Here is a 14,320-nt window from a genome sequence, read left to right on the forward strand (position 1 = left end):
TCACGCGCTCCCTGCCTCGCCCTTCACCCGTCGTTCACCGGATGGGCCTCAGGGGTCATTTCCCGTACCGCACAAGCGACTTAAGATCTCCGACGCCCCCCACTTCCGCTTCGCTTCACGGAAGGCTCCGCTCCATGCTCTTCAGACCGTCCCGCGCCCCCGGCAGAACCGCGGCGTCAGCGACCGCCGTCGGGCTGGCCGCCGCACTGGCCGCCACCCTGCTCGCACCGGCGGCCGAGGCCGCATCGGCCGTGGCACACCCGACCGCCTATGTCGATCCGCTGATCGGCACGGCGAACGGCGGCAACACCTATCCGGGGGCCGACGCGCCGTACGGAATGATCGGCTGGTCCCCGACCAGCACGGCCGGCGACCAGACGAACACCGCCGCCGCCAACGGCTACTCGTACGACACGACCCGGATGCGGGGCCTGAGCCTCACCCATGTCAACGGCGCCGGATGCGCGCCCGGCGCCGCGGGAGACATCCCGATCATGCCGTTCGTGGGGGACGTCACCACCTCGCCCTCGGCGGACACCAAGGACGCCGTCTACGCCGCCGACTTCACCCACGCGGACGAGAGCGCCACTCCGGGCCGCTACCAGGTCGGCCTCGCCTCCGGGGCCTCCGCCGATCTCGCCGTGAGCGAGCGGGCCGGGGTGGGCGATTTCGCCTTTCCCGCGGGCAAGCCCGCGAATCTGCTCTTCCGCGTCTCCAACTCGCTCAACGGCAGCGAGGACGCACATGTCGACATCGACACCGTGCACCGCAAGGTGACCGGCTGGGTGCTCACCGGAGCCTTCTGCGGCCGACGCGCCAACGGGGGTACCAACAACCGTAAGAGCTACTACAAGCTCTACTTCAGCGCCTCCTTCGACCGGGCCTTCTCCACCACGGGCACCTGGAAGGACGGAACGCTCTCCCCCGGATCGGTCACGGGTTCGGGCGGCGAGGGATACGCGACGGGGGCGGACCGCGCGGGCCGCGGTTCGGGCGGCTGGGTCGGCTTCGACACCTCGTCCGACAACGATGTCAGGATGCGTCTCGGCATCTCGTACGTCAGCCTCGCGGGCGCCGAGACCAACCTCCGCAAGGAGATCGTGCCGCGTGCGAGCGCCGCCGACGTCGCGAAGCGCACCCGCGCGGCCTGGGACCGCGAACTGCGCGCCGTGCGGATCAGCGGCGGCAGCACCGCACAGCGCACCGCCTTCTACACCGCGCTGTACCACGCGCTGATGCAGCCGAGCCTGATCAGTGACACCGACGGCCGCTACCCCGGCATGGACGGCGTGCCGCACCGGATCGGCCGGGGCCAGCAGGCGCAGTACAGCAACTTCTCGGGCTGGGACCAGTACCGTGCGCAGATCCAGCTGCTGGCCGCGCTGAAGCCGGAGGTGGCCGGCGACTTCGCGCAGTCGCTGTACAACTTCTCCCGCCAGAACGGCGGTGTGTGGGACCGCTGGGTGCACATCAACGGCGCCACGCACGTCATGACGGGTGATCCCACGGCGGCGACGCTGGCCACCTTCTACGCCATGGGCGTCCGCAACTTCGACTACCGCGGCGCCTTCGACTCGCTGGTGCGCCAGGCCACCGTTCCGGTGCCGGACGATCTGTCGGACGCCGGGTGCCCCGGACAGTGCACCGGACAACGCCCCAACCTGGCACAGTACTTGACCTCGCACTACGCGCCCCAGGACACCTGCCACTGCTGGGGCGGCGCGGCCGAGACCCTGGAGGACGCGGTCGCCGACTCCGCACTCGCGAAGTGGGCCCAGCTGCTCGGCCGTACGAAGGAGGCCGCCGACTTCACCGAACGCGGCGGCTGGTGGCGCAATGTCTTCAACCCGGAGGCCACCGCGGACGGCGGTTACATCCAGGCCCGCAACACCGACGGTTCCTGGGTGACGCCCTTCAGCCCCGGCAGCGAGCTCGGCTTCGCGCAGGGCACCAGCGCGACCTACAGCTGGATGGTCCCGCAGGATGTCCAGGGCCTGGCCGGCGCGATGGGCGGGCGGGAGACCGCGGCGCAGCGGCTGGACGGATTCTTCCACCGGGCGGACGGCTCCTGGTCGGTCAAGGGCGGTGACGCCCTGCGCTACGACCCGACCAACGAGCCCGGTATCCACGCCCCGTGGCTCTACAACGGGCTCGGCCAGCCGTGGAAGACCCAGGCCACGGTCCGGGAGATCCTCGACACCGTCTACGGCACCGGTCCGGCCGGCCTGCCGGGCAACGACGACCTGGGCACGATGTCCGCCTGGTACGTGTTCTCGGCGCTCGGCCTGTATCCGCAGACCCCGGGCAGCGCCACCATGCTCGTGGGCGCACCGCTGTTCCCGAAGGCGGTGATCAGCCGCGCGGGCCGGGGTGACATCACGGTCAGCGCTCCTGGCGCCGATTCCGCGCACCGCTACATCGGCGGCCTGTCGGTCAACGGCCGTGGCAGCGACCGTTCCTGGACCGACGCGTCCCTGATCACCTCGGGCGGCAGCCTCACCTACCGGCTGACGGACCGGCCCGACACCACCTGGGCCACCGCGCCGGGCAGCCTTCCGCACTGATCCTGTGTGGGGGCCGGGTCACGTACCCCGGCCCCCACCGGTGACCGGCCGTCAGCGCTCCTCGTCCTGCGCCGCCGCACCGTCGGCGACCTCTTGCAGGGTGCGTCCGGTACGGACCGAGCGGGCCCGGCGCGGATCCGTCGGACCCGCACTCCCGCCGGTCCGTTCCTTGCCCGTCCCGTGCGACGTGGAGCCGTCCCGGGCCTCGGCCGGGGCACCCCTCTCCTTGCCGGTTTTCTCCCTCGCCTTGACCAGGAGCCACGCCTCGGGGTCGGTGCTGTCGGCGCCACCGTGGAAGCGGGTGAGCGCGTACTCACCGTGCAGCTTGGTCCCGTCGAGCCAGAAGGTGGCGTGACCGCGCTCCAGGGACTCCGCGAACGGGATGCCACGGCCCCGGCGGTCGTGGCTGAGCGGGCGGTAGGTCCCCTCGTCCCACACGATGACGGTGCCGCCGCCGTACTCGCCGCGCGGGATCACCCCCTCGAACTCCCGGTACTCCAGCGGGTGGTCCTCGGTCGGTACGGCGAGCCGCTTGTCCCGCGGGTCGGCCGACGGGCCCTTCGGCACGGCCCAGGACTTCAGTACGCCCGCCACCTCCAGCCGGAAGTCGAAGTGCATCCGGCGCGCGTCATGGATCTGCACCACGAAACAGGGGGCGTCACCGGACCCGCCGGTCTCACCGCGGGGCTCCGACGTCGTATCGAAATGCCGTTTGCCACGGTAGGTCCGCAGCGCCTCTTCATCGCTCATGTCCGGCGCCTCCCTGGGGGCTGTCATCGGGGTACCGCCCGGCCGCGACGGTCGGGCCCCTCGGCGGTCATACGGCCTGCGCGTCCGGCGGGCCGGCCTGCGCGGGCGGCCGTTCGGAGAGTGGTCCGGCGATGTCCTCCAGCGACCTGCCCTCGGCGTCCACGGCGAACACCACGGCGACCAGGCCCGCCGCGACCATCAGTGCGGCGCCGATGCAGAACGCGAGGACCGCGTCGCCGACCACACCGCTCGACGTGAGACCGGAGAAGACCAGCGGCCCCGAGATCCCGCCCGCCGCGGTGCCGAGTGCGTAGAACAGCGCGATCGCCATGGCGCGGGTCTCCATCGGGAAGATCTCACTCACCGTCAGGTAGGCCGAACTGGCACCGGCCGACGCGAAGAACAGCACACCGCACCAGCACACCGTCATCGTGGTGGCGTCGAGCCAGCCCTGGTCGAACACCCAAGCGGTGACGAAGAGCAGCAACCCGGAGAGGATGTACGTCCCCGAGATCATCTTCTTGCGCCCGACGGTGTCGAAGAGCCTGCCGAGCAGCAGGGGTCCGAGGAAGTTCCCGAATGCGATGACAGCGAAGAAATAGCCGGTCGTACCGCTGGACACACCGAAGAACTTCACCAGGATCGAACTGAACCCGAAGGTGATGGCGTTGTAGAGGAACGCCTGTCCGATGAAGAGGGAGAAGCCGAGTGTGGCGCGCTTGGGATACGAGCGGAAGAGGGTCCTGCCGATCTCCACGAAGCTGACGCTCGTCCGCTGTTCGATGGTGATGGACCGCCCCGCTTCCGGCAGTTCGATGCCCTTCTCCTGCTCGATCTCCCGCTCCACGCCGTCCACGATCGCGTTCGCGCCGTCGGACCTGCCGTGGATGAACATCCACCGCGGGCTCTCCGGCACGTGCCGGCGGACCAGCAGGATCACCAGGCCGAGGACGACGCCGAGTGCGAAGGTGAGCCGCCAGCCGATGTTCTCGGGGAAGATGCCGGTGTCGAGCGCCAGGACGGAGAGCAGCGCACCGCCCATCGCGCCGAGCCAGTAACTGCCGTTGATGATCAGGTCGACCCGGCCGCGGTACTTACCGGGGATCAGTTCGTCGATGGCCGAGTTGATGGCCGCGTACTCGCCACCGATCCCGAAACCGGTGAGGAACCGGAAGAGGAAGAACCACCACGCCGAGAAGGACAGGGCTGTCATCGCGGTCGCCGCGAGGTAGACGGCGAGCGTGACGAGGAAGAGTTTCTTGCGGCCGAAGCGGTCGGTGAGCCAGCCGAAGACCAGTGCGCCGGAACACGCGCCCGCCACGTAGAGGGCGGCGCCGAGGCCCGTCACCTGGGAGTCGGTGATGGAGAGCCCGCTGCCGCTCTCGGAGAGCCTGCTGGCGATGTTGCCCACGACGGTGACTTCGAGGCCGTCCAGGATCCAGACGGTCCCGAGACCGATCACGATCATCCAGTGCCAGCGGGACCAGGGCAGCCGGTCCAGCCGTGCGGGAACCTCGGTGGTGATGATGTGCGTCCCGGAGGTAGCGGCGTGGCTCATCGGGCTCCTCCTGGGTGCGGTGACTCCGGTGGCTCCGCAGCAGCACGAACTGCGGGCATCCAGCAGATCATCCACACAAAAAGGACAGCGCGCCCGCCGGGCGCACCCGCGCGGCCCATTCCCCGGAACGGCTCGTGGCGACGGGGTGGCGGCGGGGTTCGTTCCGCCCCGGTACGGCTTCGGCGTACGAACACCGCGTGAAGATCCTGAAACGACAGCGCCCGCCCCCGGCCGGAAGCCGGGGGCGGGCGCGAACCGCCGGATCAGGCCGCGGTGATGTTCTCCGCCTGCGGGCCCTTCTGACCCTGCGTGATGTCGAAGTTCACCTTCTGACCCTCCTGCAGCTCGCGGAAACCCTGAGCGTTGATGTTGGAGTAGTGGGCGAAGACGTCCGGGCCCCCACCATCCTGCTCAATGAAGCCGAAACCCTTTTCCGCGTTGAACCACTTAACGGTGCCACTGGCCATGATTGCCCTCCAAGGGGACTCGAAGTCGGTTCCCGCACCGCGCGGGAGCCGGAGGTGATCGCCCTGGTCCTCGGAGACGCCGAACAGCAGACCCGCCCGTGCATGTACGCACGGGCGAGAGGTACTTCGGAACCACGACAGCTGAGTGAGACGCTACACGGCCGAACGTGCGACGACCCCGTCGGCCGGTCCGTTGCACCCCTCCTGGCGGACATCCGACCCTCGCATTGCGTTCGATATGGCGAGCAATGCCCCCACTCGCCCCTGCCTGGGCGCTCACGAAAACCGGGACGAAAGAAATCGGGCGCCCGTCGGCTCGCGAATTCGGCCGGATCCCGACGGCGGGACAGTCATTGGCATGGACCTGCCCAACCGGTGTGGGCTACGCTCCGCTGCGGCACACTCTGAGAGCGCTCTCACTCGAAAGTGTTCACGGACGCCTGCTGTTCCACCCCCACGATGCTGGAACAACAGAAGGGCCAGACCCTTGAGACGCAGCACGCTCACCCGCACCGCCCTGTCCGCACTCCTCGTTCTGGGAACCTGGGCGACCGTCGGACTCGCCCCGGCCTCCGCAGCCGATCACTCCGCCCCCTCCGCCGCGAGGCCGGCCTCCGACGGTCTGCTCTCGGCCATGCAGCACGATCTGGGCCTGACGAAGAGCCAGGCCCAGAGCCGCCTGACCGCAGAGAAGACCGCAACCTCCGTCCAGCCGAAGGCGCGTCGCGCCGCAGGCTCCTCGTACGGCGGCTCCTGGTTCGACGCGGCCACCGGGAAACTGACGGTCGCCCTCACCGACTCCACGAAGGCGGACGCCGTACGGGCGACCGGCGCGGCCGTCGAACAGGTGGCGCACAGCGCCCGCCAACTCGACGCGACCAAGAAGCAGATGGACAGAGGCACCGCGCCGGCGGGCGTCAACAGCTGGCACGTGGACCCCGAGGCCAGCCGGGTCGTCGTGGACATCGTCGCTTCAGCAAAGAATGACAACGATGTCCAAGCTTTTGTCGCACGCGCCAGGAAGACCGGACCCGTCTCGGTGGAGCTCGCCCCCGAGGCGGCGAAGACCCTGTCCGCGGGCACGGTGGGCGGAGATCCGTACTACACGGGCAACGTCCGCTGCTCCATCGGCTTCTCCGTCAACGGCGGTTTCGTCACCGCGGGCCACTGCGCGCAGCCGGGCGCGGCGGTCAGCGGCTGGGACGGCTCGGCCATAGGTACGTTCCAGGGTTCGTCGTTCCCAGGAGACGACTACGCCTGGGTCGGCGTCGGCAACGGCTGGTGGACGGTTCCGGTGGTCCTCGGCTGGGGCACGGTCTCCGACCAGCTGGTCCGCGGCTCCGCGGAGGCGCCCATCGGGGCCTCGATCTGCCGCTCCGGCTCCACGTCGCACTGGCACTGCGGGAACGTCCTGGCCACCGACGAGACCGTGAACTACAGCCAGGGCGCGGTCAGTCAGCTGACCAGGACCAACGTCTGCGCCGAGCCGGGCGACTCGGGCGGCTCCTTCATCAGTGGTGACCAGGCCCAGGGTGTCACCTCGGGCGGCTGGGGCGACTGCACCGGCGGGGGCGAGACCTGGTTCCAGCCGGTCAACGAGATCCTGAGCAGGTACGGCCTCACCCTCACCACGGCCTGACCGCCGCCGCACCCGGACCGGCCCACCGCACGGGCCGGAACGGCAGCGCGCCCCGGCGATCGGATCGCCGGGGCCGTTGTCAAAAAGACGCTGCCATGTCGTTGTCACGAGGCGTTGCCATGCCGTTGTCACGAGGGACGGCCCGGCCCCGCGCTTCCGGCCGCCCTGACGCGTCCTGCACAAAGCGCGCCCCGGAAATAAGATGGTTCTTATCTCTTCCACACGGTGCGGGCCGTGGTCGCCGGAGAGGAAGGACCCGATCGACTGCCCGCACAGCCTGCTCCGCGGCGGGCAGGCCCTGTCCGCCGCAGCCTGGGCACGAACGCACCGCGGAGCGGCACATGAACCGGCGTCGTCCCTCCAGCGCAGCAAGCGCCGACGAGCTCCTCACCACGCTGCAGCAGCTCACCGCCCAGGCGCGGCGGGAGGTGGAACTGCACCAGGCACGGGTCGAGCTGGCCGAGGCCCTGCAGCGCGGCATGCTCACGCGTACCCTCCCCTCGCCCCCCGGCCTCCGGGCGGCGGCTCGCTACAGCCCCGCGCGCAGCGGTCTGGACATCGGCGGTGACTGGTACGACGGGTTCCCGCTGCCGGACGGATCCTTCGGCTACGCCATCGGGGACGTACAGGGCCATGACGTCGAGGCCGCCGCGTTCATGGGGCAGATCCGTATCGGTATGCGTGCCGTGGCCACCACCACGGCGGATCCGGGCAAGATCATGGGCCGGACCAACAACCTGCTGCTGTCCGCGGACTCCGCGCTCTTCGCCACCTGTACCTTTCTGCGTTTCGACCCGGTCACCTGGGAACTGGACTCCGCCCGAGCCGGACACGTCCCCTCGGTCTGGGCCTCGGTCGACGGACGGGCGGTCGTCGCGGAGGACGCCGGGGGTCTGCCGCTCGGTATCCAGGCGGACCAGTCGTACCCCGTCACCCGGCGGAAGCTGAGGCAGGCGGGCGCGTTCGTGCTCTTCACCGACGGGGTGATCGAGGGGCCGTCCTTCTCGATCGAGGACGGTCTGGAGAACGTGATGCGCAGGGTGGCCTCGCACGCCGCCGACGAGGCCGACGAACTGGCAGACGCGGTCATCCTGACCGCGGCGCTCACCGGGCATCAGGACGACGCCGCCGTTCTCGTTCTGCGCCACGACGCCGCGCCCGGCGGCGGGTGACGGCCTTCGCCCGCCCGCGCGTGTCATGTCCGGCCCGGACCTCGGGCGCGGTGTCTGATGAGCTGCGTGATCCGGAGCGAGACAACCAGACGTACGACCGTGACCGTACTGCGGGTCCTGGCCGTCGCCGCCGTGTACTACGGGTCCGGGCGGCTCGGCCTGCTGAGCCGGGTCACCGTGCGCGGCGCGACCGTCACACCGCTGTGGCCTCCCACCGGAATCGCGCTGGGCAGCCTGTTGCTCTGGGGCACCCGGATGTGGCCGGGGATCGCGCTCGGCGCCCTGCTCGTGATCACCGCGACCGGAGACGTCTTCGACCGCGGCGACCTCACCATCATCGCGGGCAACACCCTGGCTCCGGTCCTCGCCTTCGTCATGCTCCGCCGGGTCGGCTTCCGTACGGACCTGGCCCATCTGCGGGACGGCACCGTCCTGGTCTTCGTAGGGGCGCTCGGCGGGATGCTCATCAGCGCGACGACCGGGACCACCGTGCTGCTGTTCGAGGACAAGCTCCCGGAGGGCGGCTACTGGCCGGTCTGGTTCGCCTGGTGGGTGGGGGACGCCATGGGCGTGCTCGTCGTCACCCCGCTGCTCCTGGTACTGCGCAGGGTGCGGTGGCCCCGGGCTTCCGACCGGTGGGCCGAGGCCATCACGCTGACCCTTGCGGTCGCCGTCGTCGCTCCGCTGGCGACCCGGAGTCACCTCACCTTGCTCTTCACGGTCTTTCCGCTGCTGATCTGGGCGGCCCTGCGCTTCCAGCTCGCCGGAAGCGCTCCCAGTGCGCTGCTGGTCACCGTGCTGGCGGTCGTGTCCGCCACCCACCGGCTGGGGCCCTTCGACAACCTCACCCTGTTCGAGGCGATGATCAACGTCGCGGTGCTCAACGGATCGGTGGCACTGACCTCGCTGCTCCTGGCCGCCGTCGTCACCGAGCAGCGGAACATCCGCCTCAGGATCGAGCGGGCCTGCGAGGAACTGGCCGATGTGGTCGACCACCTCGCGCCGGGCAAGTCCGCGCAGACCTGGCTTCCCCCTGAGGACGGGTCGCGCTGGGGTCTCTGACGGGACTCGATCGGCGGCCACGGCCAGGGGCGTCTTCACCTGCCGGACGGGTCACGGATCCGGCAGGCGGTCTCACTTCCCGGCAGCACGCACCCATGCGTCAGCGGTGAGGACATCCGCCTGCCGGGGGAACACCTTCCCGGTGAGCACCCGGTGCACCTCGGGGTCGGCGTCCAGACAGCAGTCCTCCAGCACCGTGAGAACGAAGTCGAGGTCAGCGGCCTGGCGCAGCGTGGAGAGCACCACACCGCTGGTGGCGATGCCGGTGAGGACGAGGCTGTCGATGCCGCCCGCCCTCAGCACCATGTCGAGGTCGCTGCCCGCGAACGCGCTGACGCGCTTCTTCGTGACGACGACGTCCCCCGGCTGCGGTGCCACATCGGGATGGATCCGGGCGGCCGGATCGCCTTCGGCGAAGCCCCCGCCGTGCAGGGCGCTCTCGCTGCCCGGGAGTGCGCCGAAGTTCTTGTTGCGGGAGGTGATCTCGGGGTGTCCGGTACGGAATCCGACGACCACGTAGACCACGGGGAGGCCACCCGTCCGCGCCGCGTCGATCACCTCCCGCAGCCGCGACAGATACGCGGGGTCCTCGCCGAACCGTTCCACGATGCCCTGCTGGACGTCCATCACGAGGAGTGCGCTCTTCGTCATGTTCTCTTCCTGGTCATTGGAGCCGCCGGGGCTGCTGACGTCGGGCCGGCTGCTCGCACCGGTCGGGTCGCTGGAGTTGGTGGGGCCGACGGGGCTGGTGGGACGACGGCCGCGCAACGCCGAGGCGAGCGCGGCCACCACCGCCATGGCCGCGGCAGCGCTGAAGACGGTGACGAGGCCGTGGTGGAACGGGCCCGAGACCAGTTCGGGGAAGAACCGGGTCCCGGTCAGGGTGCGCGCCGCAGACTCGGGGAGTCTGTCCAACACGCCGCTGGGACCGAGCAGTTGACTGATCGGGTTCTTACCGAGGAACGTCGCGAACAGCGTGCTCACCGGAGGCAGCCCCGCCACCTTTTCAGCCGTACCTGCGGGTACCCCCTGTCCCTGCAGACCACTGCTCAGCGTGTGCGGAAGCGTTCCGGCGAGACCGGAGATCATCAGCGAGAACGACAGGCCGATCGACAGCGCCGTACCCGAGTTCTGGAACGTCGCGCGCATGCCGGACGCCACCCCGCGCTGTTCCGGCGGGACACTGCCCATGATCGCGGAGGTGTTCGGGGCGGAGAACATTCCCTGCCCGATCCCGCTGAGCAGCAGCAGCGCCGCGAAGTAGAGGTACGAGAAGTTCACCGGCAGGATCAGCAGACCGACGAAAGCGGCGGCCACCAGCGCGAGCCCGGTGGTGGAGAACAGCCGCGCGCCGTAACGGTCCGACAGGATGCCGGACATCGGCCCGGCGATGAGGAATCCGACGGTCAGCGGCAGCATGAAGATGCCGGCCCACAGCGGCGTCTGTTCGAAGTCGTATCCGCGCAGGGGCAGCCAGATCCCCTGCAACCAGATGATCAGCATGAACTGGAGCCCGCCACGGGCAATCGCGGTGAGCAGCGCGGCCAGGTTCCCGGCGGCGAAGGCGCGGATGCGGAACAGGCCGAGCTGGAACATCGGTTCGGCGACCCGGGTCTCGACGAGACAGAAGGCCACGAGCAGCAGCACTCCCCCACCGAGCCCGCCGAGCACCCAGGGGTTGGTCCAGCCCGTCGGATGGCCGCCGTAGGGCTGGATCCCGTAGGTGATGGCGGCGAGCAGGATGCCCGCGCCCGCGGTGAACGTGAGGTTGCCCGCCCAGTCGATGCGCCCCGGCTTGCGGGAACCGGTCTCGCGCAGACTGCGGTACGACCAGATCGTGCCGAACACCCCGATCGGCACGCTGATCCAGAACACCGCACGCCAGTCGATGGTGGCCAGCAGCCCACCCGCGAGCAGCCCGAGGAACTGTCCGGCCAGCGCGGTGATCTGGTTGACGCCCAGGGCCATGCCGCGCTGCTCGGCGGGGAAGGCGTCGGTGAGGATGGCTGCGGAGTTCGCGGTCAGCATCGACCCGCCGACGGCCTGCACGATGCGGAAGCCGATCAGCCACAGCGCGCCGGGGCCGCCTTTCAGCGGGTCGAGCGAGAGGGCGAGCGAGGCGCAGGCGAAGATCGCGAAGCCCATGTTGTACATCCGGACCCGGCCGAACATGTCGCCGAGCCGGCCGAGGACGACCACCAGCACCGCGGAGACCAGCAGATAGCCCAGGATCATCCAGAGCAGGTAGCCGATGTTGCCCGGAGCGAGCGGGTCGAGACCGATCCCGCGGAAGATGGCCGGGAGGGAGATGATCACGATCGACGCGTCCATGGTCGCGATCAGCACACCGAGCGTGGTGTTGGAGAGCGCGACCCATTTGTAACGCTCACCGACCGCGGCGTCGCCGCTCCGCCGGGCAGCGTTCCCGCGGCGTCGCGCGGCCATCACAGCCGCTCCGCCAGGCGTTCGAGCAGCGGTACGACCGCGAGCAGTCGTCGCCGCTCGGCGGTGGTGAACTCCTCGTCGAGGACTTCGGTGAGGCGCTGGACGGATTCCGAGCGCCGTTCCCGCAGCACGCTGCGGCCCGCGTCGGTGACCGTCATCACCGCGCGTCTGCGGTCGGCGGGATCCTGTCGGCGGCTCACCAGGCCGCGCTCCTCAAGTGCGGCCAGAGTGGATGCCATGGCCTGTGGGCGCACCCGTTCCAGTTCGGCGAGCGAGCCGGGGGAATCCGCGCCGTCGCGGCTCAGCCTGGCCAGTACGGACACCTCCGAAAGGGTCACGTCGCCCACGGCATGGGTCTGTCGCAGCCTCCGTGCGATGCGGGCCACGGCCAGCCGGACCGCCGCTCCGGTGCGGGCGGCGTCGTCCGCTGCTTCCGACTCCTCAACCCCATCCACAATTACTAACAATAGGCTTATCAAGCAGTCGTAACTAGTAGGGCGGTTCTCGGCCGGTGCAGAGATCCCCCGTCCGGCGGTATGCCGCGACGACACGGCCGTCTGCCGGGCGGGCTTGGCCGCCCGCCCGCAGACCTCGGCCATAGCCTTCCGAGCACGAGACCTCACGGCAGCCACGTCTGTCCACGCGATGGCGTTAGTTACTTTCCGGGTCGGGTTCACCAAGAAGGAAGCTGCATGGACGACTCCCTGCCCACCCGTCCCAGGCGTACCGGAACCCGTCGGCTCGTCACCGTGCCGGTCCGGGCGGAGCAGCGCGATCGGCTACCCGACGCCGCGCCACCGCAGTGGCACCGGGGCCTGACCCTGATCGCCGTCACCAGCCTGTTCATCGGTACCCGCGCCCTCTGGACGCAGGCGACCGCGTCCCACCCGCCGCTCGCCGCGATCGTCACCGTCTGCTACGCCGGGATCCTGGTGTGCGGTGTCCTGGCCCTGGCCGTACGCGGACGCCGCGCCCTGGCCGGAGTGGACCTTGGCGTGCTGGTCCTGGCGATCGTGCTGGTGCTCGGCCACTACTGGCTGGACCACGCGGGCTCGGACGAAGGCGTACTCACCGCGCAGGCCGCGAAGGCGATCCTGCACGGTCAGCCCGTCTACGGTCAGCCCTGGCCGTGGCTCTTCGGCACATCGAGCGTCGGCGTCACCAAGACGATGTCCGGTGGCGTCGACTACACGTACGCCTATCCGCCACTGACCGCCCTGCTCACCGCGCCGGTGCATGCCTTCGTGCACACCACGGCTGCCGCGACCCTGGTGACCACCGCCGCGCTGCTCGTCGGGACGGTCACACTGTGGTGGCTGCTCCCGGCGCCGTGGCGGTCGTCGGCCACCGCGGTCTGTCTCGGATTCGGTCTGCTGCCCGGTTACGCGCGCTCCGGCTACCCGGCCGTCCTCGCGCTCGCCTTCCTCGTCCCGACAGTGGTCCGCTGGCCCGACACGGGGGCGGGCGGACGCCTCGGGCGGTACGGGGTGCTGCGCGCCGTCTGCCTCGGCGCGGCCTGCGCAAGCCAGCAACTGGCCTGGTTCCTGGTCCCGTTCCTGCTGGTCGGCATCCACGCCGTGCGCCGGGGGGAGCTGGGCGGGCGCGCCGCGCTCGCCCTGATCGCCCGCTATGCCGGCATCGCCGCCCTGGTCTGGCTGCTGATCAACGCGTACTTCGCCGCTCAGGACTTCCACGACTGGCTGGAGGGGTCCTTCCTGCCCATCACGCAGGGGGCGATCCTGCACGGCCAGGGCGCCATGGGCCTGACGTACTACTTCACCGACGGCAGTCGCCATCTGGACTTCTACTCGTACGCGAGCCTGCTGCTGTTCCTCGGGCTGCTCACCGCCACGGTTCTCTTCGTCCGGCGGCTGGGTCCCGCCCTCACCGTCATGCCGTGGCTGTCCTTCTATCTCGCCACGCGTTCGCAGGACGGCTACTTCCTGTTGATGACACCGCTGTGGCTGGCGGCAGCCGCCACCGTGCCCGCCACCGCACTGGCCACCGCCTGGCAGCCGCGGATTCCCCAGCTGCGCAGCCGCCGGGTCAAAGCCACCCTGGCTGTCGGGCTGCTGGTGCCGTCCCTGCTGTGCTTCACGGTGGCGGCGGCGAGCGCGCCGCCGCTGCGGATGACCGTCACTCCCCGGCTCACCGACCGGCCCCACCGGGGAATCACCTCGGTGCTCGTCCGGGCCGTGAACACCACCGGGACCGCGCTCCGTCCCCACTTCGCCAGCCGGACCGGCCAGGGCGCCTCCAGTTGGTGGAGCATCCGCTCGGGCCCGGCCACGCTCGGCCCGCATGCCTCCGCCACGTACGTCGTGCGGCCACCGGGCGGCTTCCGTGCACTGCCCCGCTCCCGCTTCTATCTGATCGCGGTGACCGACAAACCGATGACCATCACCACCGTCGGGCTGCCCTCCGCGCCGTCCGCGGCACCGGTCCCGTCGGGAGGCTCCTCGCGCGAACACCCGGCGTACGCCCCGGGGTTGTTCAGTACGTACGTCAACTCCGGTGGTGATCAGCGTTCCTGCCCGTGTGCCGCCGGGACGGGGGAACCGGGTGTCCGGGCTGTCCGGGCTGTCCGGGCTGTCCGAAGGGTCTCGCAGTCGTGAACAGAGAAGAGAGCGAAAACCCGGCGGGCCGGAACGACCGGAGCAGCC

Annotated in this window: 10 protein-coding genes; 5 read left to right on the forward strand and 5 right to left on the reverse strand. The window is 70.1% G+C overall.

The annotated features are described in order from the left end of the window. The first annotated feature begins 134 nt into the window (after positions 1–134). On the forward strand, positions 135–2,564 hold the full coding sequence (locus OG709_RS02880; RefSeq protein WP_266644408.1) for a GH92 family glycosyl hydrolase: 2,430 nt from the start codon (positions 135–137) through the stop codon (positions 2,562–2,564). A gap of 51 nt (positions 2,565–2,615) precedes the next feature. On the opposite strand, the gene OG709_RS02885 is transcribed toward OG709_RS02880, so the two are convergent. The 3 genes from OG709_RS02885 to OG709_RS02895 form a co-directional block, all read right to left on the reverse strand. Further along, on the reverse strand, positions 2,616–3,314 hold the full coding sequence (locus tag OG709_RS02885; protein WP_250300297.1) for a DNA polymerase ligase N-terminal domain-containing protein: 699 nt from the start codon (positions 3,312–3,314) through the stop codon (positions 2,616–2,618). Positions 3,315–3,381: 67 nt separating this feature from the next. Further along, entirely contained in the window at positions 3,382–4,872 is a 1,491-nt protein-coding gene (locus tag OG709_RS02890) for an MFS transporter (protein WP_266644405.1), read from the reverse strand. 263 nt (positions 4,873–5,135) lie between these two features. Next, positions 5,136–5,339 (reverse strand): cold-shock protein, encoded by a 204-nt coding sequence (locus tag OG709_RS02895; RefSeq protein WP_250300301.1) that lies wholly within the window; start codon positions 5,337–5,339, stop codon positions 5,136–5,138. Between the two features lie 487 nt (positions 5,340–5,826). Between OG709_RS02895 and OG709_RS02900 the strand changes: the two genes are divergently transcribed. The 3 genes from OG709_RS02900 to OG709_RS02910 all read left to right on the forward strand — a co-directional run bounded on the left by OG709_RS02900 (position 5,827) and on the right by OG709_RS02910 (position 9,212). Continuing rightward, positions 5,827–6,978, forward strand: coding sequence for a S1 family peptidase (locus tag OG709_RS02900; protein ID WP_329164668.1), 1,152 nt, complete (start codon positions 5,827–5,829; stop codon positions 6,976–6,978). Between the two features lie 341 nt (positions 6,979–7,319). After that, the gene (locus tag OG709_RS02905) at positions 7,320–8,150 is read left to right on the forward strand and encodes a PP2C family protein-serine/threonine phosphatase (RefSeq protein WP_329164670.1); all 831 of its coding nucleotides are present in this window, start codon (positions 7,320–7,322) and stop codon (positions 8,148–8,150) included. 66 nt (positions 8,151–8,216) lie between these two features. Continuing rightward, positions 8,217–9,212 carry an MASE1 domain-containing protein gene (locus OG709_RS02910; RefSeq protein WP_266644402.1) on the forward strand — a complete coding sequence of 332 codons (996 nt, stop codon included), beginning with the start codon at positions 8,217–8,219 and terminating at the stop codon, positions 9,210–9,212. Positions 9,213–9,284: 72 nt separating this feature from the next. On the opposite strand, the gene OG709_RS02920 is transcribed toward OG709_RS02910, so the two are convergent. Both OG709_RS02920 and OG709_RS02925 read right to left on the reverse strand, forming a co-directional pair. Continuing rightward, positions 9,285–11,657: an MFS transporter gene (locus OG709_RS02920; RefSeq protein WP_443068528.1), complete on the reverse strand. Its 2,373-nt coding sequence runs from the start codon at positions 11,655–11,657 to the stop codon at positions 9,285–9,287. Then, a complete protein-coding gene (locus OG709_RS02925; RefSeq protein WP_266644401.1) occupies positions 11,657–12,112 on the reverse strand; it encodes a MarR family winged helix-turn-helix transcriptional regulator in 456 nt (151 codons plus the stop codon). Before OG709_RS02925 ends, OG709_RS02920 begins: the two co-directional genes overlap by 1 nt. Positions 12,113–12,349: 237 nt before the next feature. Here OG709_RS02925 and OG709_RS02930 point away from each other — a divergent pair, with 237 nt between their 5' ends. Further along, positions 12,350–14,272 carry a hypothetical protein gene (locus tag OG709_RS02930; protein ID WP_329164674.1) on the forward strand — a complete coding sequence of 641 codons (1,923 nt, stop codon included), beginning with the start codon at positions 12,350–12,352 and terminating at the stop codon, positions 14,270–14,272. The last annotated feature ends 48 nt before the right edge of the window (positions 14,273–14,320 follow it).

The organism is Streptomyces sp. NBC_01267, assembly GCF_036241575.1.
Taxonomy (GTDB): domain Bacteria; phylum Actinomycetota; class Actinomycetes; order Streptomycetales; family Streptomycetaceae; genus Streptomyces.

Bases quoted from the DNA above. Each gene is read 5' to 3' on its own strand.
- OG709_RS02880 (WP_266644408.1), top strand. From the start codon at position 135: ATGCTCTTCAGACCGTCCCGCGCCCCCGGCAGAACCGCGGCGTCAGCG.
- OG709_RS02885 (WP_250300297.1), bottom strand. From the start codon at position 3,314: ATGAGCGATGAAGAGGCGCTGCGGACCTACCGTGGCAAACGGCATTTC.
- OG709_RS02890 (WP_266644405.1), bottom strand. From the start codon at position 4,872: ATGAGCCACGCCGCTACCTCCGGGACGCACATCATCACCACCGAGGTT.
- OG709_RS02895 (WP_250300301.1), bottom strand. From the start codon at position 5,339: ATGGCCAGTGGCACCGTTAAGTGGTTCAACGCGGAAAAGGGTTTCGGC.
- OG709_RS02905 (WP_329164670.1), top strand. From the start codon at position 7,320: ATGAACCGGCGTCGTCCCTCCAGCGCAGCAAGCGCCGACGAGCTCCTC.
- OG709_RS02920 (WP_443068528.1), bottom strand. From the start codon at position 11,657: ATGGCCGCGCGACGCCGCGGGAACGCTGCCCGGCGGAGCGGCGACGCC.
- OG709_RS02930 (WP_329164674.1), top strand. From the start codon at position 12,350: ATGGACGACTCCCTGCCCACCCGTCCCAGGCGTACCGGAACCCGTCGG.